Annotated in this window: 33 protein-coding genes; 7 read left to right on the top strand and 26 right to left on the bottom strand. The window is 66.5% G+C overall.

Features of this window, described 5'->3' with window-relative positions:
* The 8 genes from EJ105_RS07720 to EJ105_RS07755 form a co-directional block, all read right to left on the bottom strand.
* A partial coding sequence (locus EJ105_RS07720) for a phage tail protein (RefSeq protein ID WP_250165860.1) occupies positions 1 to 2,011 on the bottom strand: 2,011 nt, incomplete at its 3' end.
* 185 nt (positions 2,012 to 2,196) lie between these two features.
* Complete coding sequence (locus EJ105_RS07725; protein ID WP_250165861.1) at positions 2,197 to 2,598, bottom strand: DUF6950 family protein; 402 nt, start codon at positions 2,596 to 2,598, stop codon at positions 2,197 to 2,199.
* On the bottom strand, positions 2,595 to 3,188 hold the full coding sequence (locus tag EJ105_RS07730; protein WP_250165862.1) for a DUF2163 domain-containing protein: 594 nt from the start codon (positions 3,186 to 3,188) through the stop codon (positions 2,595 to 2,597). The genes EJ105_RS07725 and EJ105_RS07730 overlap by 4 nt, the downstream gene beginning before the upstream one ends.
* Entirely contained in the window at positions 3,188 to 3,868 is a 681-nt protein-coding gene (locus tag EJ105_RS07735) for a hypothetical protein (protein ID WP_250165863.1), read from the bottom strand. Before EJ105_RS07735 ends, EJ105_RS07730 begins: the two co-directional genes overlap by 1 nt.
* 1 nt (position 3,869) lies before the next feature.
* On the bottom strand, positions 3,870 to 7,382 hold the full coding sequence (locus tag EJ105_RS07740) for a phage tail length tape measure family protein (protein ID WP_250165864.1): 3,513 nt from the start codon (positions 7,380 to 7,382) through the stop codon (positions 3,870 to 3,872).
* Complete coding sequence (locus EJ105_RS07745) at positions 7,379 to 7,696, bottom strand: phage tail assembly chaperone (RefSeq protein WP_250165865.1); 318 nt, start codon at positions 7,694 to 7,696, stop codon at positions 7,379 to 7,381. Before EJ105_RS07745 ends, EJ105_RS07740 begins: the two co-directional genes overlap by 4 nt.
* Before the next feature lie 38 nt (positions 7,697 to 7,734).
* Positions 7,735 to 8,130 (bottom strand): hypothetical protein, encoded by a 396-nt coding sequence (locus tag EJ105_RS07750; protein WP_250165866.1) that lies wholly within the window; start codon positions 8,128 to 8,130, stop codon positions 7,735 to 7,737.
* Between the two features lie 66 nt (positions 8,131 to 8,196).
* Positions 8,197 to 8,892: a Rha family transcriptional regulator gene (locus EJ105_RS07755; RefSeq protein WP_250165867.1), complete on the bottom strand. Its 696-nt coding sequence runs from the start codon at positions 8,890 to 8,892 to the stop codon at positions 8,197 to 8,199.
* A gap of 354 nt (positions 8,893 to 9,246) precedes the next feature.
* Here EJ105_RS07755 and EJ105_RS07760 point away from each other — a divergent pair, with 354 nt between their 5' ends.
* Positions 9,247 to 9,666: a hypothetical protein gene (locus EJ105_RS07760; RefSeq protein ID WP_250165868.1), complete on the top strand. Its 420-nt coding sequence runs from the start codon at positions 9,247 to 9,249 to the stop codon at positions 9,664 to 9,666.
* Between the two features lie 21 nt (positions 9,667 to 9,687).
* On the opposite strand, the gene EJ105_RS07765 is transcribed toward EJ105_RS07760, so the two are convergent.
* The 18 genes from EJ105_RS07765 to EJ105_RS07850 form a co-directional block, all read right to left on the bottom strand.
* The gene (locus EJ105_RS07765) at positions 9,688 to 11,157 is read right to left on the bottom strand and encodes a phage tail tube protein (protein WP_250165869.1); all 1,470 of its coding nucleotides are present in this window, start codon (positions 11,155 to 11,157) and stop codon (positions 9,688 to 9,690) included.
* An 89-nt stretch (positions 11,158 to 11,246) separates the two neighbouring features.
* Positions 11,247 to 11,435: a hypothetical protein gene (locus tag EJ105_RS07770; RefSeq protein WP_250165870.1), complete on the bottom strand. Its 189-nt coding sequence runs from the start codon at positions 11,433 to 11,435 to the stop codon at positions 11,247 to 11,249.
* A 25-nt stretch (positions 11,436 to 11,460) separates the two neighbouring features.
* On the bottom strand, positions 11,461 to 11,871 hold the full coding sequence (locus EJ105_RS07775) for a hypothetical protein (RefSeq protein WP_250165871.1): 411 nt from the start codon (positions 11,869 to 11,871) through the stop codon (positions 11,461 to 11,463).
* A complete protein-coding gene (locus tag EJ105_RS07780; protein ID WP_250165872.1) occupies positions 11,872 to 12,534 on the bottom strand; it encodes a hypothetical protein in 663 nt (220 codons plus the stop codon). It lies immediately after the preceding gene.
* Positions 12,534 to 12,878 carry a hypothetical protein gene (locus tag EJ105_RS07785; protein ID WP_250165873.1) on the bottom strand — a complete coding sequence of 115 codons (345 nt, stop codon included), beginning with the start codon at positions 12,876 to 12,878 and terminating at the stop codon, positions 12,534 to 12,536. Before EJ105_RS07785 ends, EJ105_RS07780 begins: the two co-directional genes overlap by 1 nt.
* On the bottom strand, positions 12,875 to 13,111 hold the full coding sequence (locus EJ105_RS07790) for a hypothetical protein (RefSeq protein ID WP_250165874.1): 237 nt from the start codon (positions 13,109 to 13,111) through the stop codon (positions 12,875 to 12,877). The genes EJ105_RS07785 and EJ105_RS07790 overlap by 4 nt, the downstream gene beginning before the upstream one ends.
* A gap of 1 nt (position 13,112) precedes the next feature.
* Positions 13,113 to 13,451: a hypothetical protein gene (locus EJ105_RS07795; protein ID WP_250165875.1), complete on the bottom strand. Its 339-nt coding sequence runs from the start codon at positions 13,449 to 13,451 to the stop codon at positions 13,113 to 13,115.
* 422 nt (positions 13,452 to 13,873) lie between these two features.
* The gene (locus EJ105_RS07800; RefSeq protein ID WP_250165876.1) at positions 13,874 to 14,509 is read right to left on the bottom strand and encodes a hypothetical protein; all 636 of its coding nucleotides are present in this window, start codon (positions 14,507 to 14,509) and stop codon (positions 13,874 to 13,876) included.
* Positions 14,509 to 14,787, bottom strand: a complete 279-nt coding sequence (locus tag EJ105_RS07805) for a spike base protein, RCAP_Rcc01079 family (protein WP_250165877.1) — start codon at positions 14,785 to 14,787, stop codon at positions 14,509 to 14,511. Before EJ105_RS07805 ends, EJ105_RS07800 begins: the two co-directional genes overlap by 1 nt.
* Before the next feature lie 10 nt (positions 14,788 to 14,797).
* Positions 14,798 to 15,145, bottom strand: coding sequence for a hypothetical protein (locus tag EJ105_RS07810; protein WP_250165878.1), 348 nt, complete (start codon positions 15,143 to 15,145; stop codon positions 14,798 to 14,800).
* Positions 15,142 to 15,603, bottom strand: a complete 462-nt coding sequence (locus tag EJ105_RS07815; RefSeq protein ID WP_250165879.1) for a hypothetical protein — start codon at positions 15,601 to 15,603, stop codon at positions 15,142 to 15,144. Before EJ105_RS07815 ends, EJ105_RS07810 begins: the two co-directional genes overlap by 4 nt.
* Before the next feature lie 73 nt (positions 15,604 to 15,676).
* Entirely contained in the window at positions 15,677 to 17,017 is a 1,341-nt protein-coding gene (locus tag EJ105_RS07820; RefSeq protein ID WP_250165880.1) for a phage major capsid protein, read from the bottom strand.
* Positions 17,018 to 17,088: 71 nt separating this feature from the next.
* Positions 17,089 to 17,997, bottom strand: coding sequence for a S49 family peptidase (locus EJ105_RS07825; protein WP_250165881.1), 909 nt, complete (start codon positions 17,995 to 17,997; stop codon positions 17,089 to 17,091).
* Positions 17,997 to 19,307 carry a phage portal protein gene (locus EJ105_RS07830; RefSeq protein WP_250165882.1) on the bottom strand — a complete coding sequence of 437 codons (1,311 nt, stop codon included), beginning with the start codon at positions 19,305 to 19,307 and terminating at the stop codon, positions 17,997 to 17,999. The genes EJ105_RS07825 and EJ105_RS07830 overlap by 1 nt, the downstream gene beginning before the upstream one ends.
* Positions 19,307 to 19,519 (bottom strand): hypothetical protein, encoded by a 213-nt coding sequence (locus EJ105_RS07835; protein WP_250165883.1) that lies wholly within the window; start codon positions 19,517 to 19,519, stop codon positions 19,307 to 19,309. The genes EJ105_RS07830 and EJ105_RS07835 overlap by 1 nt, the downstream gene beginning before the upstream one ends.
* Positions 19,519 to 21,231, bottom strand: a complete 1,713-nt coding sequence (locus EJ105_RS07840) for a terminase large subunit (RefSeq protein WP_250165884.1) — start codon at positions 21,229 to 21,231, stop codon at positions 19,519 to 19,521. Before EJ105_RS07840 ends, EJ105_RS07835 begins: the two co-directional genes overlap by 1 nt.
* Positions 21,228 to 21,662, bottom strand: a complete 435-nt coding sequence (locus EJ105_RS07845) for a hypothetical protein (RefSeq protein WP_250165885.1) — start codon at positions 21,660 to 21,662, stop codon at positions 21,228 to 21,230. The genes EJ105_RS07840 and EJ105_RS07845 overlap by 4 nt, the downstream gene beginning before the upstream one ends.
* Positions 21,663 to 22,036: 374 nt before the next feature.
* Positions 22,037 to 22,378, bottom strand: coding sequence for an HNH endonuclease (locus EJ105_RS07850; protein WP_250165886.1), 342 nt, complete (start codon positions 22,376 to 22,378; stop codon positions 22,037 to 22,039).
* Between the two features lie 1,202 nt (positions 22,379 to 23,580).
* On the opposite strand from EJ105_RS07850, the gene EJ105_RS27770 reads away from it, so the two are divergent.
* The 6 genes from EJ105_RS27770 to EJ105_RS07875 are packed head-to-tail and all read left to right on the top strand — an operon-like array spanning position 23,581 to position 25,376.
* Positions 23,581 to 23,715, top strand: coding sequence for a hypothetical protein (locus EJ105_RS27770; RefSeq protein ID WP_284145358.1), 135 nt, complete (start codon positions 23,581 to 23,583; stop codon positions 23,713 to 23,715).
* 9 nt (positions 23,716 to 23,724) lie between these two features.
* Complete coding sequence (locus tag EJ105_RS07855; RefSeq protein WP_250165887.1) at positions 23,725 to 23,865, top strand: hypothetical protein; 141 nt, start codon at positions 23,725 to 23,727, stop codon at positions 23,863 to 23,865.
* 49 nt (positions 23,866 to 23,914) lie between these two features.
* Positions 23,915 to 24,370 (top strand): hypothetical protein, encoded by a 456-nt coding sequence (locus EJ105_RS07860; RefSeq protein ID WP_250165888.1) that lies wholly within the window; start codon positions 23,915 to 23,917, stop codon positions 24,368 to 24,370.
* Positions 24,370 to 24,702 carry a hypothetical protein gene (locus EJ105_RS07865; RefSeq protein WP_250165889.1) on the top strand — a complete coding sequence of 111 codons (333 nt, stop codon included), beginning with the start codon at positions 24,370 to 24,372 and terminating at the stop codon, positions 24,700 to 24,702. Before EJ105_RS07860 ends, EJ105_RS07865 begins: the two co-directional genes overlap by 1 nt.
* Before the next feature lie 4 nt (positions 24,703 to 24,706).
* Positions 24,707 to 25,099, top strand: coding sequence for a hypothetical protein (locus EJ105_RS07870; RefSeq protein WP_250165890.1), 393 nt, complete (start codon positions 24,707 to 24,709; stop codon positions 25,097 to 25,099).
* Position 25,100: 1 nt separating this feature from the next.
* Entirely contained in the window at positions 25,101 to 25,376 is a 276-nt protein-coding gene (locus EJ105_RS07875; protein WP_250165891.1) for a DUF5983 family protein, read from the top strand.
* The last annotated feature ends 66 nt before the right edge of the window (positions 25,377 to 25,442 follow it).

A 25,442-nucleotide genomic window follows, 5' to 3' on the forward strand; every position in this document is an offset into this window, starting at 1 on the left:
AGGCGCGGCTCATTTCCAGCCGGTTAAGGTCACCAGCCGCATCCACATCGGCCAGCAGCAAGGACAGCCGCTCGACCGCGTATTGCAGGGAGACAATCTCGACCACAGTCTTCGTCACCACAAGGTCGCGGGTGGCCGCCGTCATCTGCTCCGGCGTGATGGAATTGGGCACGACGCCGCTGGCCAGCTGCTTTCCGGTGGTGACGCCCACCCACGACGTCCACACCGTCTCGCGCACCGGCGCGGTCTCAATCGTCGCCTGGAATTCGTAGGCGGTGTCCGCCACCAGCCCAGCCGACACCACCCACTCACCGGCGCCAACCGCCTCCGCGCGCGCCGTCAGCACGTCATCCGAGCCGACGATGCGGTATTGGATCAGCACCGCTGTCACGGTCGGGTCGGAGATCGGCGACCAGAAGACCCGCACCGCCGGCGTCACCGCCCCCGCATCGCCGACCATGGTGATCGCCAGCAGGGAGAAGGCCGTCACGCCATTCGCGAGGCCGCCGCCGTCGTTCTCCTCGCCGGCAACCGGCGTGGGCAACTGGTCCGCCGTGGTCCACGAGAACGCCGAAGCCGCGATCTCGCGCAGGTTGATGGTGACCGTCTGGTCCTTGGCCTGCTTCACGCTCAGGACGATGTAGGTCCGGTCGCCGAACCGCGCGGAATTCCAGCGGACCCAATCGCCGGGCTCCAGCACGATGGCGCGGAAGCCGAGGGTGATGGTGGCGGTTGCCTGCAGCCGGGAGAGCCGGAGCTTGATCTTCGCGAGGCGCTGGGCCTGCGAGCAGACGGGAACGGCCTCGAAATCAGTCTGGGTGCGCCGGATCTCGGTGTCGGCCGCCTCCGCTGCGCTATCCGTCTGGGCCGGGTAGGAGACCTGCGCATACTGATCCTCCGGCTTCACATAGGTGCCGAAGATGCCATTGACGAGGCTGTCGCGTCCCTGCTTCGCCGTGAACTTGACGGGCCGCCCCAGCACCAGGTCGCCGTCGGTGATGGTTGGATAGGTGACAGTCTGCGGAACGCCAACGATGGGCCCGTTGGCACCCACCCGGTCGTACATCGATCCCGCGCAGGTTTCGAGGATCCGTTCGATGACCGAGCCGTACTCTTCGTCGGCAGACACCACCGTGGCGCACACGTAGCGGTTGGCGTCGCTGCCCTCGACCGTCGAGACCGGCTCGTCGCAGGCATTCGCCCCGGCGGTGTAGTGAGGCAGCAGCAGGTCGACCGGCGGCGTGCCCTTGCCCACCACCAACTCGCCGTTCAGGTAGAGCCCGCGCTCGAAGTTGTAGAGATGCACGATCGGGTTGGCCGAGAAGGTCCACGTCTTCTCGTCCGTCCACCGGTGCGCGCCGGAGCCGCCATTGGTGCTGTCCAGACGCCAGTCGTAGAGGCGGCGCCCGCGCACGCCGAAGAGGAAGCGCGGAATGCCGCTGTCGAAGGCGCTGTCGCCATAGAATGCGCTCACCACCGCATAGGAGACGCCGGCAAGCCGGTCGGTGCTGGTCCATCGGGTCGAGGGCTTGGCCCAATCCACCAGTTCCTGACAGACCGGCTGGTCCTGATACCCGCGGTAGAAATAGACGTAGAGGAGCGGGGTGCCGTTCTTCGCGACAAAGCCGCCCACCCGAAATTTCTTGTGCCAGGTGGTCTCCTCCACCAGCGTCAGGGTCCGAGCCTTGCCGTTGACCCAGATCCGCGTCAGGTCGTCGTGCGGGCCCTCGCCGATGGCAAAGACCATCTGGAGCAGGTTGTTGTTCTCGTTGGCGGTGTTGGCATAGAGCAGTTGGCCTGCCGTGCCGGTCTCGCCGAACACGCACCCGCGCGGCACGTCGCCGCCGAGTTCGATCGTGGTCTGGATGCCCGTGTTGCTCGTCGCCGAGGCCGCGCCAGTCAGCGCCCGCGAGACGAAGGACAGGCCAACCGCAAGGCCGATGTTGATAAGCGTGCCGGCGATGGCCGGGAGGCCGACCGCGGCGGCAATCGCCACTCCGATAAAGGGCATCCGAGCACACCGAAACGACTGAGCCCGACCATCCATCTGGACGTCCGGGCTCGGCTGTGGGACATATCGCTCAGTTGCCACAGTTTGTTGGAAGTTGCGGGGGACCGTCCCTGTACACCTCCTCATATCTGGGGTCGTCATCGGGGCCGCTTCAGCCGGCAAGCTTCAGAGCGGCCCCGATCTCCTCATCCCACTCGAAATGCCCTGACCAGCCGCTCGCGCGGCACGATGGTCATTCCCGCCGGCGCCATGCCGGCGAGCTCGGTGCCCAGCACCACCACGCCGGCCTCGGCGCCCTGCTCCAGCACCACGCCCACGTCGCCGCGGCGCGCCAGCGCGGGAGGCACCTCCTCAAGCACGGCTGCGAGCGCGCCACCCACGCCGCGGAAGCCATGGCGGGCGAGCCGGACGGCCGCGCCGCGGGCGGTGCGGTAGGGGCGCACGTCCGGCCACAGGACGAGGCCGGCCACCGCACACGCCACGTCCACCGGCAGGCGGAAGCAATCGCGCAGCCCCCAGACGAAGACGCCGCCCTGATAGGCGGCGATCACGTCGGCGAGCCGCTCCTCCCAATCCGGGAGCCTCATTTCTTCACCGTGCCGGGGAGCTTGCCCCAATAGATATCCTGCGTGCCCGAGGTGGCCGCGTGGCGCATCCCGCCGTCGGTGGAGGCGATCCGCTTCTGGTCCGCGTCGGAGCGCGTGCGCCAACCGCGCCGGGTGTTGTCGCGCCCCCTGCCCTGCACAACGCAGGTGAGCGTCGCCTGAGCGCCATCCGTATAGTCATGGACCATCTGGTCCACATAACCGCGATAGACCCGCTGCACCGACACGACGGCGCGGGTGTCCGGGTTGATGTAGGCCCGGGACAACGTGACCGGCCGCTGGTGGTACTGCTCGCTTTCGATGGTGGCGAGCACGTCAGGCGAAAGGTCGGTGTCCGGGATGGCCGTCAGCGTCAGGTTGATCGAGTTCGAGGACAAGTCCCCGGAGAACCCGATCTCGTCGACGGTGATGAGCTGCCCGGACCCCTTGTAGGTCACGCCGGCGTAGACCAGCAGGCCAAGATCATCCCAGAATCCCCACAGGCCGGACGGGAAGTTGAACAGCAGCAGCCCGCGCGTGACCACCCGTCCGCTGTCCAGGAGGGCAAGCGTGTCGTTGTCGAAGGAGCGCATCAGAAATTCGCCAAGACCTTGCCGGAGATGTCCTGCACACCCTCGAACGACACCGGTGCCGTGCCATTCGTCGACGACGCCGGCGCCGAGAAAGTGCCGGGCTTGATCTTCATCACGCACCAAGGCTGCACCAGGCGCACCGTCGATCCGCCGGCCGGCGCCGGGCTCGTCTGCACGGGCGGCCAGACGCGGAAGGTCGCGGCACCCGCGCCATTCGCCGTCACGTCCTCGACGATCTGGTGCAGCGCGTGGACGTTGTTCCACGGGAAGGAGAGCATGTCGCCGACCTTCGCCATGTAGCCGGCGGGCAGGCCAGTCACCGACACGCTGGTGGCCGCCACGCTGGCAAGGGTGGCGGTCCCATCGAACGCGCCGCCTCCGGCTCGCGTGAGCGCCAGAACGCCGGCTCGGTAGGCCGCCGGATAGACCTTCTCCGGGTCATAGGCCAGGAAGGTCCGCCCACCGCGAAGCGTCAGCTCCCACGCCTGCCACACCTGCCGGTCGCGCATGAGGAGCCCGGGCGTGACAAACTTCGCGCTCCACAGCGACGGCGCGATTTCCATCGTCTGGATGGCGCCACTCTCCAGCGTGTTCTGGACCGAGTTGTCCGCCAGCTTGAACTCGGTCCCCGAGGCAAACCACATCCCAGATGGGAACGGACGAGGGTAGGAAATAGCCACGTCAAACGCCCCTAACGCGGGCGGCGCGGGCCTCGCGGACGACGTTCACCACATCCCCGCGCGCCTCCTTCCACCAGGCCTTGATAGTGGCCAGCGAAAGCTGCTGGATCTGCTCCGCAGTCAAGTTGGCCCCCTTCGCGTCGATCTGGAAGACGGGAGAAAGAGAGGCGGTGATGCTGCCGATCCCCGCCGCCCGCCGCCCGCCGTTGAAGGTGTGCCGAGGATCATCCCGGCGCAGCACCTCCTCCTCAAGCTCCAGCACTGCCGGCCGCTCGCGCGGGCCGAAGCCCATGATGCCGCCGGTGTGGAAGCGCTGCGCACCGACGAACGCCAGCGGGGATACGGCGCGCGTGGTTGCCGGCGAGGACGTGACCACGCCGCCGGAATGGAAGATGCCGGTGGTGAAGCCAGAGCCGGTCAGGACCGGCGCCGCGCTGCCGCCGAGGCTGAAGCCGCCACCGGAGCCCAGCAGTCCACCGAAGGCCTGTGCCACCAGCTGGTCGGTCGCCATCTTGAGCAGCTGATCGGCGACGCGAGTGAGCGCATTACCGAAGGCTGTCAGTGCATCGACGCCGTGGGCGATGTCCGTGGCGAAAGATGATGCGAATTCAGACGAAATGGACTGCGCCGACTTCATCGACTCCGTGAAACGGATGGCCGCCGCCGCCTGAGAGTTCATGTCCACCGGCATGCCGGCCGAGCGCAGCCGCGACGCCACCGTCTGGTCGATGGAGGATCGCCCAAGCTGGCTCTGCTCGAACGCGAGTTCGTCGTACAGCTGCCGCTCGCGCAGCAACTGGTTCCGGCGGGCCAGTTCCTCGTTCTCTTTCTGCAGCCGGGCGTACTGCGCGGCGTCGAAGGAGGTGTGGTTCTGCTCGGCCTCGCGCCGCAGGTCGGCATAGCTCTGCCAGTTGAGGCGCAGCAGCTCCGCCTGCTGAGCGGTCTTGCCGATGCCGTCGATCTCCGCCTGCGTCGCGCCCACCTGGTCGCGGATCGCCCGCACCCGCTGCCGCTCCTGCTCGGAAAGGGCGTAACTCCCCTCCTTCAGGGCGTTGTTGTAGGCCATCTGAGCCTGCGTCCGCTTCTCCTCCTCGGAGACGTTCGCCCCAGCCAACTCGGCCATCTTCTGGGCATAGGCGAGGTTGGCGCGCTCGGTCGGGGACCGCGCCGTGATCGCCTGGTTCTGCAGATCGAGCTGCTTGGTCGCGGCCTGCTGGGTGGTCAGGTATGACTTGGCCGCCTCGTTGGCGCGCTGAGCGGCGAGGGCTGCCTGCTCCGCCGTCAACCCTTGGCTCGCTTGAGCCTGCGGGTTGGAGGCGAATGCAGCCATCACGAGAGCCCGGTCCTGAAGCTGACGGATCGTTTCCAGTTCGGGCATCACAATGTTGATGGTGCCCATGAGCCGGAGGGATTCCAGCGCCTGCCGCGCCTCCTTGGCCTTGGTGGCGGCCTTCTCCAGCTGCTCGTTCACGCTGCGCAGGGAATCGGTCGTGGTGCGATAGATCGTGTCGAGCCGCGCGAGCGAGGGGATTTCCGCGTTGATCTGGTCGTTGGAATAGCCCCACTTCTGCAGCTGCTGCAGGTGCTCGGCTTCGCTCGCCCGAGCCTCCTCAATCTGCCGTAGGCGCGCCTCAAGGGCGGACTTCTGAGCTTCCAGCGGCGCCGAGCCGGTTGCGGCATCGATCGCCTGCCCCAGCTTCGTCCACACGTTCGAGACCGCGATGCCGAGGCTATCCCACGTGCGCGACCACTGCGTGGTGCTGCGCTCGGCGTCCTGCGTGGCGTTGCGGACCCCCTCGATGATCTGCCGCTGCGCCTCGGTCATGCGGTTCTGGGCGTCCAGCGACTGGATGCGCTTGATCGTGGCCGCATCGAAGGCGCCGAGAATCTGGTTCAGCTGCTCGGCGCCACGCGCCGGCTCCATGAGGGCATCGGATAGCTTCTGCGCGGCTGCCGTCGTGTCGGTCCCGAGCACCTTGGCGAGATCTTTTGACCCGGTGATGAGGTCGCCGAATAGCTCCGGGGCGATTTTGCCGGTGCTGGCGAAGCCGGCCGCCATCTTGGTGGCCGCCGAGATCGAGACGTTGCCCGCGCTGGCATAGGCGGACGCGATGCTGTTGATCTGCGTCACCGTCGCGCCACTGGCGCGCCCGATGCCAAGCAAAGAGCGCTCGACCTCGGCCTGGGCGTTGATCCACGACGCGTAGGACGCGACGGCGGCAACACCGAGCCCCGCCACGCCGCCAATCACCAGACGAATAGGCGAGAGCATGCCGACCAAGGTGCTGGCGATGCCGCGCAGAGAACCGGCGATGCCCCCCTGCCCCATGCCGAGGATCTGGACCACCTGCCCGCCCTGCGTGGCCAAGACCTGGAACGGGCTCGACCCGCTCAGCAGCATGGTCGCCACGTCGTTCACCTGAAAGCCGAGGTTCTGCCACTGGTGGGCGTTGAGTCCGAGCTCGGCGGTGCCGCTCTTCAGCGACAGGATCGTCTGGTCGTGGACCGTCGTCGCGCGCCGGACGATATCGGCGTACCGATCGGCATCCACCTCCCCCATCGCATAGAGGCGGTTGATCGCCGTCATCGCCTCCGCGTGCTTCATCTCGGCCGCGTAGAGCGGGTCATAGCGGGAGCGCAGTGCATCAATGCTGCGCCCGAGATCCTCATAACCCTGCGCCTGCGCCGCATAGGCCGTGTCGCTCGCAGGAGCCCGAACGCCGAGAAGTCCGTTGATCTGGCTCTGATTGGCGATGCGACGCTCGCGGGCGAGGCGGTCCTCCTCGTCACGGACCTTCACGAGCCCGGCATAATACCTATCGATCTCGCGTGCCCAAGCTTCAATGTCGCGGGCCCGCTGCTCGCCGCCGAAGTCGTCACGAATCCCAAGCAGGGCTCGATTGAACGTCTCGGCTTCTTCGCGCGCCTTGCGTAGCGCAACCGCCTCGCGCTCCGCATCGCGAATGGCCGCTTCCATGTCGGCGCCGCGATCAGTGGTGGAATAGGTGTCGCGAATGCCGAGCGCGGCGTTGATCCGCTGCTGTGCGCTCTGCGCCTCCGCCAGCCGCTGGGTGGCCAGCGCCGCGCGGTCGGCCAATTCCGATTGAACGGACAGCTTCGTGTTGAGCATCTCGACGGCGGGCACGATCGAGACGAAGCCCTGCTGCGCCAGCGCGGCCGCGTCGGCTGTGAGACCGAACCGCCGGTAGACGTTCTCCAGCATCACGGTCGCCCGGTCGAGGCTCATGCCGGTGTCTACGGCCCGGCCAACGTCTCGAATGACCTTCTCGAACTTCGCCGCGTTGGAATAGCCCTCGATCAACTGCCGACTGAGCTTCGCGGTCACGTCGCCCGTAGCCTTCGCCGCGGCATCCATCTGGCCCAACGCCAGGCCCACGGCCTTCGCCGACGCGGCGCCCTCCTTATCCGCTGCCACCTTCTGGGCCATCCCGCGGGCATAGGACGATGCGTCCATGTCCGCTGTGACACGAAGGCTGGAAAGCTGCACGGTCATTTGGTTTTGCCCTCGTCCTGCTCTTCAGCGACGAAATCGAGCCATTCGCGGTCGATCTCGATCACGCAGTGGCGCAGCAGGTCGAAATCCTGCCCCGTGAAGCCATATCGCCGGCCGTAGGCGTTGATCGCCCGGAAGCAGATATGGCTTTCTCCGCCGAAGGAGCCGTACTGCCGGTCGAAACGCAGGATCCGCCACGCCCGCAGGTACAGGCGGTGCCAATCCTCCTCGACCAGATCGTCAGGCTCCTCGAACTCCGGGATGACTGCGGCCGCATCCGGCTCGGCCTCCCGGAGGTCCGCCAGCCAATCCAAATCTCCCTGCCGCCCAAGGACGAGGCGCAGGGAGGCCCTCAGTTTTTTGCGAGGGTCTCGGTGAACTCGAGATCCTGCTTCCCGACCGCGGTGGATGCCTGCAGCACATCGTCAAGGAGAGTTCGGAAGGCCGGGTCCGTCAGCATCTCCAAGGCCCGAGAAGGATCATGGTCCTCGTCGAAGCCCTTCCAATCCAGCAACAGGTGCTTGGCAATCGCGCTGCCCAGCACAGCGTTGCGCTCCGCGAGTGGGACCGGCTTGGTCCGGTACGTCTTGGCGAGGGCCTGAGCGCCAAGGTCGCGCGCCGTCTCGAACGGCTGGTAGTGGATGCCTCGCACGAGATAGGAGACGCCAGGGTAGGACGTGCTCTCGATCCAAGTGCCTGAGGTCTCCAGGTCGATATTGACCTTCACGCTGTTCAACTTGACGCCCATCTTCACCTCCAAATGGAAAGGGCCGCCCGAAGGCGGCCCCAGAACTGAATTGCGGTTATCTCCGCCTCACGCCGGGCGAGGCACGCGCGATCTGGTCGCTTCATGCAACCGGGTCACGTTCCAATCGACCAGCGCCCCCATGGATGCCATCGGCTTTCCATCGTTGAAGCTGCCCATGTCGACGAGCACCCCGTGCAGCGCGTCACCGAACTCGCTGGACTGGCCCAACATCACGCGCTCCAGAGCACTGGCTACGGCAACCCGGAGATCGGGCAGGAAGTTGGCCGGCGCCCAGAAATACGGCCCCGCGAAGAGACCGAGCTGCGCATTCTTCGCAGCGCGCTTCAGCGGCTTGCGGCGGTTGTAGGCCTTGACCGACACGGGGCGTTCCAACGCCTGTAGGCGACCCTCCGTGTAGGCGTCGAAGACCGACACCATCTCGATGGTCACCTCTGTCGCATTCGCCGTCTCGGACTTCGTGCAGAGGTAGAGGCACTGGCGCTTGTTCAGCCAATACGTCTTGCCCGGGCGCCCGCGGCCCTTGGGGTCGGTATTTTGCCCCACGGTGGTGCAAATCTCCCCCAGCCGGCCCAGAGCCTCCAGATGGCGCGCGATCAGATCCTTGATCTTCCGAAGCCGTGGAAAGCCGAGCGCTTCAGCCAGCCTCTCGTCCTGAATGCGGGGCTCGTGATTGACCGCCATGTTCAGGTCGGCAAGCGCGAGAGGACGAGGTGTGGTATTGGCAATGATAGCTCTGGTCATGGTCCCATTCCATGGTTCGGGGTTAGGGCCGGGCGGAAGCTGCTACTTCCCTCCGGCCTGTTTTTATGTATAACCTAAAAACCATGACGTCAATATCGGTTAAACCTAAAAAGCGCGGCCGGCCGGCAACGGGGAAAGACCCGCTCGTCGGCGTTCGCATGCGCCCTGACCTTATCGACGCATTGGACGCATGGATTTCTCAGCAGCCAGACCCAAAACCATCGAGGTCAGCTGCAATCCGCGGCTTCGTCGAGGCTGGGCTTCACCTTCTGTCCAAAGACCCTGGCGAGAAGTGACCATTCCCCTCAGCATCTCGTCGGTGCTACCGTTAAGTGCACCGCTCAGGGGGGACACTTGAACCGCATGCATTTCATGTTTGTCTGCACGGCCATCGCGTTGTCCGGCTGTGCGGCACCGGACCCTTCGGCGGCCTATCGTGGTGTCCCCCCGAAGCACGGCAAGTCGGTCACCCTGACGCCCGAAATGAGCAAGGCGATCCAAGACAGCGTGCGAAGCAAGCTTAAGGATCCTGAATCGGCCCGGTTCGGAAAGATCGCAGCAGGCGATGTGGACGGGCAAACCATTGTATGCGGATGGGTAAACGCCAAGAATTCATATGGCGGATATATCGGCATGCAGCCGTTCTTTGGCTACTTCCCGATAAACTCGACGAAATTCGACGCAGAGATCATCGCGAACGGCGACATCGGCGTCATGGGTCTGCGTGAAAGGTGCTTCAAGGAAGGTCTCTACCTGCCCGAACCGCCCGTGTAGGCAGGCAGAGACCCGGCACCATCAGTTCTCGTAATACTCCAGACGGTCCATGATGACGTGGGCATTGGTGAGCGGGTCGATGCTCGCCATCGCCTTGAACGAAACCATCACGTCCTGGTTCTTGCCGCCGGCGCTCGGGTTGCCGTCGGTGCCGGTCATGCGCGGCACCGCCAACACGACCGCCTGCCCGTTCTTCGCAATGACAGACGCCACATTGGTGGAGGCCCCGGCGAGGAAGGCGGCGTAGTAGGCGGAGCTGCCGAAATAGGTGTTGAGCGTCACCTCGGTGCTGTTTTCGCCGAGGTTGATATCCACCGGACCCACGAGCCCGTCGCTGCGGATCGCCTCGATGACGCGGGCGTTGTTGTTGATGGACACGCTCATGTTTTTCACGAAATTCGGACCGGCCACCACCGCGCCGCCCTGCGAGATGCGGCCGACGTTCACCGCGGCCGACATGACCTGGTTGGTGGTCGCAGCATCGGGCGAGGAATCGAGCGACGTGGTGCTGGCGGAGCCCGTGAGGCCCATGAAGGTGTAGGTCGCCTTGATCTGGGCCCCGGTGTCGAGCGTGATCTCGCCCTGGTTCGCCAGCATGCCCTTCTGGACGATGTAGGTCGGCACCGACTGGCCCATGAAGCCGCGCTCGACGGTGCCGAACTTCTTCGTCACGCCGTTCTTCAGCTGGTCGCCGAAGAACACCCGGAGCGTCTTGCCGGTGCCGGTGTCGGTCGCCCAGGTGCCGGGCAGATTGTCCAAGGTCAATTTGTTCGCCGCGATGGCGATGATCCGCGCCCACCCGTTGCAGCCCTCGGTCGCGAACCGGAACGCGGCGCCCGTGCCGCCAACCTTGATCCACTGGCCCACGACGAGGCCGAGGGTGGTGAAGTCGAGGGTGGTCGAGGTGATGCCGTCGGCGGCCGCCACGAGGTCGCCGCTGGCGCCCTGGAGGCCCACCACCTTCATGCGCGCGGCAGCCGGCGGCGCGGCTTCATCCGTGAGCAGGCCTGCGCCGACCGCCGGAACGGTGGCCGAGCCGGTGGTGATCTTGAACAGGCCATTGTTGCCGGCGGTGCCAAAGCCGCTCGTGCGGACGAGGTGCCCGACGGCGAAGGCCGCGCCCGTCGCCACGGCGACGACGCCGGTGGATGCGGTGACCTGGGTGATGATGGAATCGGCCGTGCCGTCGTTGTCGCGCACCGGGGTGTTGGCCCACGCATTCGCGAACAGCGACGCCAGCCAGCTCGAATGGGGCGTGCCGTCCACCGGGAATGAGAACTCGGTGTTCACCGGGCCGGAATTGCTCTCGCCGACCTTGATCGGGTCCGCGTTCATCCGGTCGTCGCGGATTTCCTCGGAGTTGGTGAAGTTGGGCTTATAGGCCAGCGTCTCGCCGGTATAGCGCACGGCCCGCATGCGCGGGGTGTTGGGCGTCGTGCCGGGCGTGACCTCATCCACCCAGGTCATGCGGACGCGGTTGCTTTCGGTCATCGGAGTGGTCCTCGTGGAGATGACGCCTCCGGCAGGAGGCCGAAAAAGAAAGACCCCGCCGAAGCGGGGTCAGGGGGAGGGTTCGGGTCTCAGGCGGCGGGCGCCGGATCGGGGGGCGGGCTCTTGCCGGCCTTGCTCGGCTTCTCCTCGCCGATGAAGCGCTTGTCCTTCAGGTGGTCGAAGGTGAAGGGCGAGAGGTCGGCCTCGGCGGGCACCGGCGCGCCGGTGGTGAACCGCTGGAGATTGGTCCGGAACGACTTGAGAACGATGGTGGACATGTGCTGCTCCTGCTGCGCGGCGCCGCTACTCGTCGCGGTGCCATTCGATGGTCGCGGTCATCGCCGCGAAGTTGCCGTCGATCTTCACCGCCGGCTCCCCAGCGCCCACCGTCGCGTCGCGGAAGACGATGGACGGGATCGGCTGCCGGGTCAGAAGCTGCACGAGCTGCCAGGCATACCCGCGCCCGGTCTGCGTGCCGCGGAACGCCGGCATCATGACGTGCAGCCAGAGCGTCCCCTCCTCGCGCCAGAGGTTCGCGTCGAGCGTCTCGGCACCCATGGATTGCTGCGCATAGAGGCCCCCGACCATCTCGACGAAGATCCAGTGATCGTCAGTCGGCGCGGACGCCATCTCGTTCTCGAACACGAGTGGCGTGATGTTCCACACCTCGCGGAGATAGGACACCACGGCGTCGTAGGCGGCGGGCGATGACATTCAGGAGCCCTTGAGCTTCATGATGAGGGCCGGGTAGGTCATGCGGGCGCCGGCGCGAGTGTCCTTGCGCAAGCTGGTTCGCGCCCCGGGCCTGTATCCTTTGCGGAACACGCCCTTCAGGAAGTAGCCGTTGGGCAGCAGGATCTGGGTGTCGTAGACCGAGATGACGGCGCCGAACCTGCGCTGGATCTGCCGGACGGCATCGTCATAAACCCCGCGCGGCACGCTCATCTTCATGTGCCCAGTCTCGATCTTCCGCGAGTAGGGCTGGTCGGAGACGATCGTGACTTCCTCGTCGGCGCTCAGGGGCGCGTCGGGGCGCATGACCTGTCCGCCGACCATAACCATGTGCGATGCCGCATATCGGCCGCTCAGCACGGGGCTGCGCTTCCGCAGGTATGCCAGCGCGAACTCGATGATCGGCTGCCAATAGCTGAAGACGTAGACGATAGGCCCGGGCGCCTTGACGCTCGCCTCCGGCGCGCCGCGCACGCCGTTGACGAAGGTGTCGTAGATCGGAGAGGCCTCGCCCAGCCGGATCACGCGCTCGCGCTCTGCGATGGCCACGCGAGCGAGCTCCGCGCTGATCGCCTCGGGCGAGAGGCCAGCGGTCGCGATCTGAATATCCCTGTCGAAGGTCTCGAACCTGGAGGCGCGGGCCATCAGCCCTTCACCTGCACGTTGATGCGGGCGATCTCATTACCGACCCGCACGGGCGGCGCAGCCACGATCGTCCGGGGCTTACCGTCGATCACGATCTGGTCGCCCTTCTGTGGCATCGCGCCGCCGCCGGCAAGAATGTCGGTCGGCGACAGGACAATCTGGGTGTCGCCTTGCGTGATGCCGCCCACCAACTCGTCCGGCCGGTAATCGCGGACGATGGCGCCCACCGTGGTGTCGGTCGATGCTCGCGCCGCGCCCACGCCGGTGTAGCGCCGGAGGATGACGATCTGCCCATGCAGGCCAATCTGCCGGTCCAGCGATGCGATGGCGGCGGCCGGCGTCACGCGGGACGCTCCCGAAGCACGATCTTCACCTCGCCATAGCGCAGCTGGGTGGCGATCTCCTCGCCCTCCAGCACCACCCGGCCTACACCATCAACGAGGGTGACGATGACATAGCCGCGCTCTTCGTCGGCCAAACGGCACCGGTCGATCTCGATGCCGTCGAACAGCACCCGCGCTCCGGGCGCTTTCGCTGCGTAATAGTCTGGGGATGCGGGGTCCGCAGAGATGCGCATGTCAGGTGCCCACATACTCTTCGGTGCCGGCCCACACGAACTGGCCGCCGAACTCCTTGTCACCGACGGGGAAGTGGTTGCCGCAGCCGACACAGAACGTGCCGCTGTAGAAATTCGGCTGCCGGGCATAGGTCTCGGCCAAGGCACGGCCCATGCGGGTGACGGTGCCGCAGGTCAGATGGCGATAGGCCTCCCGCACCGGACGGACGAAGCCCTTCGCGCGCTCCTCGGAGCTCAAGACCACATAGGCCTTCTGCTGACCGGTGCGCGGGTCGATTTCCCGATGGTCCGGCGTCACGGGGGAGCCATCCGTCAGGGTGGTCTGCGGCTTCTCATCCATCGGTCTGCTCCTGAATGGTTCGGTGCGGCTCGACCACGCGCTGCCCACCCCGGTTTGGATCCGGCCCTGGTGGTCCGAGCGGCGCGCCGGTAACGACCCCGGCACGCCTCCCACCGCCGTCAGCTCCGCACGGGCCAAAGCCTTGTCCGTCGGCCGCACCGAATTGGAATCGGGCGCGAAAGCTCCCGCTAACGCACGAGCGTCAGTGGGTGCTCGCTTTTCCCGGAATCTGTTGGATGGTGAGGATCACGCGGTCTGAAATGCTCAGACGCCGCTCTTCACCTGGCTCTATGCGCGTTGGGCTGAGCGCCGCCCCGGTGTCTGGGTCGCTCGCTGTAACCTCAACGGGGTCGTTTCCCGACCGAATGACGATCGTGGTCAGCACGTTAGCACCTCGGCTGGGAAAAGGAGGATGCGGCGCCCTAAGGCACCACCACGGATCGGTAAGGGTCGAGCATCGCCCGCACGGTCGCCGAGAAGGCGCTGCCCGTGTCGGAACCGCCGAGCCCGCCGACCCAGAATTCCTGCTCGCCGATGCCTTCCACCTTGTCCCGCTTCAGGAACGGGTCGCGGGCACCGGAGGCGGCCATCTCTCGCACCGCCGCCGTCACCGCCAGCACCAGATCGCCCGGCACCTCGGTGAAGCCGGCCGTGTAGGTCACGACGGTGGCGCCTGGCCACCACGCCACGACGCGGCCGTTGCAGATGCGGGTGAGAAGGCCGGCGGCCCGATCGATCTCCACCTGGGCAATGTCGATTTCGGTCCCGTCCACCGACACGGAAGCCACGTCGGTGATGAACCGGCGGGATAGCAGGATCTCCGGGGCCGGGCAGGCGAGCCGCACGGTGTCCTTGACCACCTCGCTCTTGAGCGTAGGAGGCTTCACGCCGTCGCCGGCAATGCCGCACTCCATCGCGAGGAGGTCGGAGATGCCGAGGTTCGTCACCCCCAAGGTGGCGTCCTGCGAGGTGTCGCCGCTGGACAAGCCGGCGGCGACACGCATTTGCTCGCTGGTCAGAAGCTTGCGGTCACCCGCTGGCGTCACGACCGTGAACATCAGCGATCGACCGACGCAACGGTGGCGGTCGTCCCCGTCGCCTTCACCCGGCGGACCTGGAAGGGCGGGATGAAGCCCACCGGGCAGTCGGTGAAGGTGATAGGTGCCCCGTCGGCGTTCTCCGGCGGGATGATGACGAGGTTACCCGCTGCGCAGACCACCACGGCCTTGGCGACCAAGGGCAGATCGGTCGTGTCGGACGGGGAGACCATGGCGCCTCGCCGACCGAGACCGGACGGAGTTGCAGCCAGCCCCTGATGCGGGTCGGTATCGCTCATGGCGTCCTCATCACTCCCCGGGTTCGGCGGCGGCCGCCCTGCGATCGACCTCGGCCGCGATTACGGCGTCAGCCGCCGCGGTGTCCGCCGGTTCCTCGCCGCTGATCTCGCGAGCGAGCTTCTTCCGAGTGGCGTGGTGAAGGTCGTGCCAGTTCTCAGGGATCACGACGAGATCGCCGGCGGTGCCGTCACCACCACCCTGATCGCTGCCGTCATCGGCAGGATCATTCTCTTCGTCAGGGATTGCGACCATCCCTTCCGCCTTGAGGCGCCGTGCTTCGGCCTCCTCGAAGCCTGCTGCCTCCCCCGCAGCATAGGGGGAGGCGTCGCGCAGGAAGACCACGCGGATCTTCATCACGCGGGCAGTCGAGCAGAGCCGCCGAAGATCGCAACAGCGTCCACGGTGGCAGTGTCGGTGTTGGCGGCGTCAAGATCGGGGTTGATGCTCACCCGAATATACCGCTTGGCATATTCAAGCGACGTTCCGATCTTGGCGGCGCCGCGCTCGGTCGAGCCGCCGGTGGCGCCCGTGAGGGTGAGCACCACCTTGGCGGCCACCAGGTCGGTGAACCCGGAGCCGCTGGCGTCCGAGTGCTCGATCTTCGCGGTGAGAGCCAGCTTCTTGGTCGCGGCCAGGACCGCCTTGGCGGCCAGCACGAAGGCGACGGACTCGGGTCGGGAGGCCAGCGACAGGAGGTCGATGACGGCGCCGGCGGATTCGGTGGCATCGCCAGAACCGCCAGCGGTCGCCGCAACGCCGTCGTGGGCGAATGCGACCGCCAGCTGCGAAGCGATGTCGCGCTGAAGGGAGTTCATGGAAGCACCTCGTGAATAGAAGGGTCGAGGGGCGCCATTCAGCGCCCCCGGTTATTCGTCCTCAGGCCGGTGGTCAGGCGCCCCAACGGCAGGTGTTGAGCATGGCGAACGCGGCCTTGCGGCTGACGCCATAGTCATGGCCGGCGAGGCCGCGGATCAGGGTCTGGTTGCGGCTGTAGGCCGAGACCACCTCATTGCCGACCTTGTAGGAGGCCGCCTCGTTGGCATCGATGCGGATGCTGTAGCTGTCCGCGACCATGGAGAACGAGAAGTCGCCGAAATAGATCTCGGTGCCGTCGAGGTTGCCGCCGCCCGCATCGAGATTGATCGGGATGCGGTTGAACCGCTTCACCGGGTAGCTGCGCCACGTCGGGTTCGCGGCATCGAGGCCCGGATAGACCTTGTTCCCATTGCCATCGCGGAGATCCTGCAGGAACAGGAAGACCCGATCATGCATCAGCCAGTACGGCGCCAGCATGGGGATCTCGGCCATGGAAAGCGCGAGCACCACCTTGCGCGCATCGCTGTCGATTTGGGCGACCGTGGGGGCATTGCCGCCCGACGCAGCGATGATGTTCGCGGTCGGGATAAGGTAGCGGAGACCCTTGGGGCCGGCACCGACACCGGTGCCGCGCAGAAAGGCCGCATCCTCCGCCTGGGCGAAGCCTTGCACCATCATGTCACGCACATAGGTGTCGATGCCGACGCTGGCGAGGCGGATCAGCTTGTTGGAAAGCGGGACCAAGGATGCGATTTCGCGCTCTTTGAACCCGAGGGAGCCGAACCGGGGCTCCGACGTGGCGAGGTCATTGCCCTCGCCGATGTAGTAGGCATTGACACCGCTCTCGACCGTCGGAACCGTGTCGGTGCCGCCGACGAGGGGCACGACGCGCGAGATGCTCCGGATGACCGTCCGCGGATAGAGCAGCTCGATCAGCTGGCCAGACAGACGCTCGGGGACGAAAACGCCGCCGGCGCCCATGTCATTGGTCTGCATCGCCGCGCCGATGTCGGCCACGACCGGGTGGCCTTCACCGAACTGCGCCGTGGCCCAGTCCTTCGCCGCCGGAAGGTTGCCTTTCGACACCATCACGGCGCGCGTGAACCGGGCGAGGTCGATGCCGGGGCTGTCCTGCGTGCGGATCTGCGCCGCGACGGTGGCCAGCATGGTTGCGGTGCCGGGCTCGGGCAGGTTGCCGGCCGGCGCCGGGATGGCGGTCGACGCGCGGAGCGCCTGAGCCCGCTCAGCGGCCCGAATGCGGCCGTCGAAGCCCTTGATGTCCGTTTCGAGCTGGTCGAACTGCGCCTGCTCATCATCGGTGAGGGCCCGCGTCCCGGCCTCGGCGGCGAGACCGTCGAACTTTTCCATTGCCTTCGCGCGTTCCTGCCGAAGGCTTGCGATGTCGGGGCGCATAGTGACTCCTTTCGCCCAAAGAAAAAGGCGCCCGAAGGCGCCTGACCAACCCGAGCCTTCGGCCGGGAATCCTATTTCAGCGCCGCCGCCCTCTTGCGGTTGGACGCCATCTTCGCGAGCTGCGAATAGCTCGCGTCGTAGCTCTGCACCTTGTCGGCCATGCCGCGGGTGACTGCTTCGGGACCGATGCAGACGCCGCCGGCTCCGAACTGCTGCTTCACGTTCGTCGGTGTGGTGCCGCGCGCCCGGGCCACATCGGAGATGAACTGCGCCTCAAGGGCATCCAGCATGGTCCTGATCTCCGTCAGGCCCTCGTCCGTGGTCGGATCCGGGCGCTTGTTCGGCGCATTGCTGGAGACCACCTCGATGACCACCTCGCCGCTGCCGTCGGGCTGGACCTGCTTCGGGATCGCGGCGACGACGCCGATCGAGCCGAGAATGCCGGTCTTGTCGGTCGCGATCTCATTGGCCGAGGCCGCGATCCAGTAGCCGGCGGACGCGGCGGCGCCAGAGACGTGGGCGAGCGTGAACTTGCTGCTGCGCCCGCGGTAGACCACATCGGCAAAGGCGTTGATGCCCGATACGGCGCCGCCGGGGGTATCCATCAGCAGCATGATGGCGTGGATGTCCTTCGCCTCCTGGGCGAGGCGGTAATCGTTCTGGAGCATCGCCACCGACGTGCCGCCGGAATATTCGGTCATCATGTTGGCGCGCGGGAAGATCGGGCCGAACACCGGGAGGATGGCCACACCCGCATCCGTCATCATCGCGTAGCGCGCCCCGTCCATGCGGCGCACGGTCGGCCCAGCGAAGGCCCCAACGATGGCCGCGAGATCGCGCTTCCGCCAAGTTTCGCCTTCCGTATCGGCATTGGCCGCCCGGGCCTCGCGGTCCATGCCGGCGATGCCGGCCATGACGTGCAGATAGTCGGGGCGGATCGCCCACGGCTCGGCCGTGAGCGCGTGCATGGCGCGGATCATCATTCGTCTCCGGTGGAGCTGCTGCTACCCCGCGCGGGCGGCGCCGCCGGGTCGTTCTTCATCTGGTCTTCGCCGGCCGGAACCATGTTCAGCGGCGTCAGGTAGGTCTTGCCCTGACCGTCCGGCAGCGGGTTCATGCTTTCCCACTCGCGGATCTCGTCGGCATTGAGCCAGCCCCACTGCCGGCCGATGGCATAGGACCGATAGCGGGAGAGGATGTCGCCGCGCTGCAGGTCATCAAGGTCGAGCTCCGGCTCGTATTCCTCGTCCTCGTCCATCGAGAGGCAGGAAATGCGCACCGCGCTCTCGATCGCCTTCGCCAGCGACGAGATCGGACCGGTGACGTAATCGATGCCCTGCTGCTCGATGTTCGAGAAGGTCGCGCGATCAAGGATCCCGATCTTGTGCGGCGGGACGCCGAACATGGTGCAGCAGGCCACGGCCTGTTCCTTCCGCACTTCGGTCAGCTGGCTGTCGCGATTGTTGAAGGAGAACTCCTTCAGCTTCATCCCGAGCTCGAGGATCGCCACCTTGAATGCGTTGTCGACACCCGAATAGGCGCGCTCGATCTGGGCGCGCAGCCGGTTGGCAACGGCATCGTTCGGCAGCCGCTTATCCATCTCGATGACGGCACTCGGCCGGGCACCGTTCGAGAAGAACTTGGCCGCGAACCGCTCGGCGGCGATGGCCAGGGCGATAGCTTCCCGGTGCTGCTGGATCGGCGAGACACCGATCAGTCCGCCGTTCTCGGCGAAATCGTTGGAGCCGCGATATGCAAGGTGCAGCACATCCTGAAAGGACAAGCCCTGCCTCATCGGGCCGTTGGCACCGATCACATCGAAAAACGGCTCACCTTCTTCCGTCCACCGCTGCGTCACCCGGCCGGGCTGGATCAGCCCCAGCCGGAGCACACGGCCTTCGTCATCTCGGGAGACACGGCCATAGGCGTTCCCCCGCGAAAGTGCGGTGTGGACCAGCGTGCGCCGCCAATCGAAGCTGGATAGCCATGGCGCAGGTCGAGAGGTGAGAAGCTTGTAGAGTGGGTGCTCGACCGCGTGCCGGCGGCTCCCGTCCGCCCCCTTTCTCAGCAAGGGGAAGGGCACCTTGGCCAGGTCGTCCGAGAGCACCTGGATGCAAGCGGCAATGCCGGGCACCGTCAGCGCATCGCGGACGGTGACGCGCAAGCCGGTGGCGGTGACGACCCCACCGAATAGATCGGTCAGCCATGGCTCCGGCGCGGACGTGCCAGAAGGCTCGACGGACGCCTGGGCGGTGGAGGAGCTGCCGAGGATGCCAGAGAAGATCCCCATCAGCGCGTCCTCAGAGCGCCGATCATGGCGATGGCGTAGAGAAGAGCACCGGCCGCGACAAACCCCGCAGGTGGATAGTGCAGCCAAGCGCCGTAGCCGATGAGCGACGTCCCCAGCACAGCTACACCGAGGCGTGCCACGTCCATTTTCGCGGCAGCGCGCGCTGCATCCGCCTTGGCCGCAGCGCGCGCGACATCTCGGGGCTCAGACATCAGATCACCGTTAGGAGGAAGTCTTCGGGGACTTGGATGGACGGCTCGGGATTCTCGCCCATCAGCGCTGCGGCATTGAACAACGCCATCAGCGGGTCGATCTTCGCCGTGCCAGAGACCGCCTTGGTGACGATCACAGCGTTGCCCTTGGGCTCGGTCTTCGCGTTGCCGACGCATTTCCGCATGAGCAACCCGCCGTCGTGCTGAAGAGAGCCAGCGGCCAGCCTACGTTCCGTGGTTTTGATTGCGCCACTCAGCTTCCAGCCCTGCTGAACGCTTTCGATGCGCTCGATGTCGAACCCGCGCACGTCATTGCAGAGGGCGTTGATCGTGTCGGAGATGCCGACGGAATCGACACCAATGCCGCCCTTTTCCGGGAGGAGGCCAGTCTCGTCGATGCGCACGATGAGGTTGGCAACCTCCTCGATGTCTGGGCCGGGCGCATCCGAGAGGGTCAGGAGACCCTGCGCATGGAGGTCAAGGATCCACGGCGCCTCGCTCTTGCGGCGCTCCAGCACGATCCGATTGGCCCAGGCCTTCGACCACAGGAGCCAGCGGCCGGTGTGCTTCTCGCGCCCGAGGGCAGCGAATCCCAGAAGGTCATCCATGCCGCCGCCGTCGACGCCGACCACCACCACCTCGCTTCGGCGGAGCAGCTCATCCAGCGTCAGGGTCTCGTCGACATTGCTCGCGCCGGTGCGCTCGTTCTTCAGCCAGAACTCGGCCCCAACCCAGCCGTCCGGCCGGATGCCCACGCCCACCTCGACGTTGAGGTGCTTCGCGAAGAAGTTGGTGAGAGACGACGTGCCGCCCGACTGGTCCTCCGCGTATTGGGAGGTCAGGAACTCCATATCGACGGACGCCCCCATGTTGGGGTTCGTCATCCACCAGTTCGCGGGATCCTTGAAAGCCCCGCTCTTGAGCATGTCCTCCGGGAACTCGTAGAGCATCCCAAGAGAGCGTGGGTCGATGATGCTGCCGTTGCGGATGCCGCGGAACCGCTTCAGCCACTTCTCGAACACCCCGGCCGGCTGCTCGTCGCCCTGGGTGGAGAGCGCGATGACGAAGCCCTCCGGCCTCGATGCCAAGCCGCCCGTCGCCTCCCGCAGCATGTTCTCGGCATTGGCGCGCTTGCCGAAGAGCCAAAGCTCGTCGATCAGCACGCCCACCGACTTCTTCCCCGCCACCGTGTCGCTGTCGGCCGCCAGAACCCGGAGGGTGGCGTTCGTCGTGCGATGGGTGATCGTCCGCGTCGCCTCGGTGATCTTCAGCAGATCGTCGAGCTCCGGATCAGCGCGGATCATGTCGCGCGCCGGCTCGAACGAGTTGCGGGCGATCTCCACCGTCGGCGCGATGATGCTGAACTCAGCACTGAGCCGCCAATTGCGGATCAGGGCGGTGACCATGATGCCGGCGGCGGTCTCGGACTTCCCATTCTTCTTGCTGACGAGGAGCAGGAAGCGGTTGATGAGCCGGCGGCCCGTGGCCGCGTCGTAGGCGCCGAAGATCTGGCCCACGAAATCGAACACCCACTGGCGGCACGCATCGCCGGCCGTCGGGCTGCCGGTCACGCTCACCAGCTTCAGCTCGCGGAAGATCGCGAGCGCGGCCTCGGCCTCGTCGGTGAACAGCGGCTGGAAGGGAATGAGCGGCAGCCCATTCCTGATCCGGTCCTCCCAATCCGGGCAGGCCGTGCTCCAGTGAAAGCTCACGTGTTGTCCACCGCCAACCGCGGCGCAGGCGGCGGGGCGAGCCGGCCGACCGCGCGCTTCTGCGCCGCTTGCTGGCGCTGCTCCTTCTTGCCCAGCTGGGGCTCACGCTCCGGCTTCGGCTCGACGACCTTGGTGGCCCGTGCGCGCTCCGCAGCCTCCTTCGGGCTGCCGAAGCCCCACTTGAGCAGCTTCTCCGCCGCCTGGACGCGGGCGCTGTCGGCTCCCTGCTCGGCCACGGCCACCAGCGCCTTCACGGCGTCGAGGCATCCGGCCCGCACAGCGTCGATGACTTCCGTCTCGGTCGGGATAGTCGTCGGCTTGCCCGCCGGCGGCACCTTGTGGCGCTCCGCCTGGGCTCGAGACTTTCGGGCGGGCTTTGCCGGCGGCTGGGGCGCGGGCTTCGCGGAGCGCTTCGGCTTCGGCGGGGCCACCGGCTGGGCGACAGCCTCAGTCGACTTCCGCGAAGGCTTCCGGCCAGCACCAGGCCGCCGGCCGCCGCGACCGACGCCCGTCGATTTCGTCATGCCGACGCCAACTCCGTCTGATTTCCGGCACCAGACCCTTTGATTGTGGGGTTCGTGGTACCAGAATAATTATTGTGAATGACCCCCAAGGCGGTCCACCCCCCCACCCTGGCCAGAGATTTCACCCCCCTACCCCCTCGCCCAGCTGGCGCCGCGCGTGCCCAGCGGTGGCCGCTGGCTGGCGTTCTCATGAAGAGCCGAGGCCGGGGCCATCCACGGCAGCACCCCGCCGCTGGTCGCGCTCGCTGGCGCTTGGGCGAGGTGGCCGCGTGGTGGTGGTGTCAGCCGATGGGGGCGGAGAGGCGCTTGCGCCGCTGGTCCGCCGTCTTGGCGCCATGATGGACGGCGCAGAGGCATTGCCCGTTCGCGAGGTCGAGCGGTGCGCCATCGTCGCGCACCTCGCGGATGTGGTCGGCGTACATGCGATGCTCCGGGAGCGCGCGGGTACATCCCGGCGCTTGGCATCGTCCGCCCGCTCGCTTGATGACGGCGGCAGACCACTCCCGATGATCGGGGGTGCCGTAGATCGGTGCGCGGCTCTTCGGCGAGCTGGTGCCGATGGTCTGGCGGGCCGGCTTCAGGCGGGAGCGGTGCGCGCGAATGGTGGGATGGTTCTTCGCCATGGCGCACCCGAATCAGGAGGGAGATCGGCACCCCATCGGCGGGCGTGGGTCTGGCTCCACTCCGCCCGCTCGCATGGGGTGCCGACTTCGCAGGAAGGGTGCAGCACGTGGTCTGCAACCCCACCGTAAGGGTTATGTCTTTTCCCTAAGGCCGACCGTGGGAAGGGGTGTCGACGCTGGCGGGAGCATTCGCGCCTGAGGGCGCGCTCGCCGTTCGGGATAATTCGTTTATCGGGTCGGCCTTAAGAGACACGTTTGACCGTCGCCGCACGGAAGAGACCGCAAATCGTTGCGGAGCGTCAACGGCGCGGCGCGGGGCATGCGATGAATTGCGCGTTGAATTGCGCATGCGCAAGACGGCGATAAGCGACTCGTCTCAAAGGCTTATCGGCGGTTCGCGCGAGCGTTACACTATGGCGCATAAAAATCGGCGCGGGGTGTTGACAGCTTTTCCCCTCCCGGCCGGTTCGGACGCTTTCCGGCGCGCCATGCGCCGCTCGCGAATCGCCCTAAGACGCTGCTTTAGGGGACGGCGGGGCGGGCGCCAGGTGGACCGAGGGCGGCACGGCCGCAGCTGGATAGCCTCCACCATCCCGCCAGCGAGCCGCACCTCGCCAGCGCGCGCCATTGCGGCGAGCACTTCCCGGAGCCGCGCCGCGCCAGCGCACCCGTAGGCCAGCAACCGAGCCTGCCGAAGGTCGGCCCGAAGGTCGGCGCGGCTCATGACCGGCCGGAGCCGGAGGCGCCTGCGGACGTGTCCGGATAGCGTCCACGGCCGCGACGGCGCGCCCGCGCCCTGCGTTGGAATACGACTCGCCATTGTGAAGCCCCGCCAGAAAGAGCGGCGCCAGAATGCCAGCATTTGTGCTCACGCGCACCGGGATGGCTCCCGCATACGAAAACCGAAAAAAGTTGGAATAGCGCATTTTGATAGTTGCATTCCAACTTTTGCCGTGCGATGAATTGGGCATCGGCAAATGAGCCGGCCACCGAGGAACCAGAGATGACCGAGAAGCCCGAAGCACCCGCCCCCAAGCCCCGCAAGATCACCGGACGCAAGGGGCTCCGGGGGACGCCGGAAACCACCACCCGCCCCGACCGCGAATTCTGAGGAGGGGCCAAGTCGAGCGGCACCCCGCGCGCCGCTCCGCTGGGCAACCTGCCTGCCGGCAACTGTGCCGACCACCGAAGGAGCAACCACGATGACCACTGTCAGCCCCACCGCGCCGACCGCCCGCATTCTCCGCCAGCTGGCCACCGAGGATCGGCGCCGCAGCTTCCGCAAGGCGCGGCGCGCGCGGATCGCGGCAAAGCACTCCTTCCTCGCCTTCGCCTGAGGCGCACCCGTGGCGCCGCTCACCATCGTGACCGGCATGGCGGCAATCGTGGCCCTGATCGTCCATTGCGCGGTGTCCCGCGCGCTCTACGGCCAGAGGCTCCACCGCGTCGACCGCGCCTTTTCCTCCTCCCGCAAGCCTCGCGCCTGACGGCGTACCAGCCCCGGCAATCGTGCCGACCAATCAGGAACAACCCGCCATGTCGAAAATGCACCCGGCAATCGAGCTTGCCGCCGTTCTGTCCCGCGAAGCTGCACAGGTTGCCGCCCTACGGCACCCGTCCGACCTTCGGGATATGCCGGAGCCGCACCAGATCGCGGCCGACGCTGCGGCGCTCCTTCACGTCGGCGCCCGTGTGAAGCGGTGGGCGGAACGCGCCTGCAATGGCGAAGGCCATATGGTGCCTGATCGCCAGTTCCCGCTCGGTAGCTCCGGCAAAGCGCCCTACGGGCGCATGACGTGGACCTGGGATGAAACCGACGACGCGGCGAAGGACAAGGCCGACGCGCGCCACCTCAAGCAGGCTACCGAAATTGCCGCCCGCTACGGGGCTTCCGTGACCATCGGCGGTGATCCGCGCGGCTATGTGCTCCGGTTGGTGCTGGCCTCCGGCCGCACCAACACCTTGGGCAACGATGGATGGGGGGTTGCGTGATGACCGCCCTTGACCTTCTCCCGCAATATGTCCGCGACCAAATCGAGGAGTGCCGCAATCCGCACCCCGGTCGCTTCCCGCCGCACGGCCTGCGCGAAGATCTTCGCGCTATCCCGGATGCTGAAGCAGCCGGATGGGTGGTCAAGTTCCCTTCGGACCACTGGCACAACGGCGCGCAATTCAGCCGCAACGGGGTGTCCGTGTGGTGGTCTTCATGCTGGCGCGCGAAGCGCGACGATGCGCCGTTTCGTGAGACGCCACGCCTCTACAGCACACTCGCCGAAGCTCTTGCAGCCGAAGGCCGCAATGCCTCCGACGATGGGGAGGGCTGACGCCATGATCGTGCATATTCTCACGGCCGAACACTTCAGTGTTCCCGGCATCATCGTGAAGGTATTCGCCAGCATGGCGGGTGCCGAGGCGGAGGCCTGCGCGCTGGCGAATATCATGCTCAAGGATGCCGGCGAAAAGCCCGATGCAGACGCGAGCACTTGGCAGGAGTCCGTCACGTTCCTGCAAGAGGTGTACGGCGCGGCTCACTGCTACGTCGAGATTGCCCCTCATGAGGTGTACGGCGCGGCGGAAACGCCCGATCCGGTGCGCGACGCCGCGCCCGACATGCTGGCGGCACTCAAGCCGGCGGCGGACAGGCTGGAATATCTCGGGGAGGATAACGAGACGTGGACGAAGGACGCCCGCGCCGCCATCGCCAAGGCGGAGGGCCGGTGAAATGCTCCGCACCTTCCTTGACCTTTCAACCGAGCACATGAAGCCGGAGACGGCGCACAATCTTGATGTGACGCCCATTGCCGAATGGAGCGTTGCCGGTGGACGTACCGGCCACGGCTATTTCATCTATGCCCATGACGAAGATGACGGGAGCATCCCTCCCGATCTTTGGGCCGTGATGTGTTTCGCGCGGGAGCGCGGCGCCGAATACATCCTTTTCGACTGCGATGCGGCGACGGTCGAAGGCCTGCCAACATTCGATTGGGAGGGCAGGTAATGCGCTTCCTCTCCGACCTTTCCGGCGCCGCCGGCTTCCTCGCCTTCCTTGGCGCCGTCTGGTGCG

This window comes from Xanthobacter aminoxidans (assembly GCF_023571765.1).
GTDB classification, from domain to species: Bacteria; Pseudomonadota; Alphaproteobacteria; order Rhizobiales; family Xanthobacteraceae; genus Xanthobacter; species Xanthobacter aminoxidans.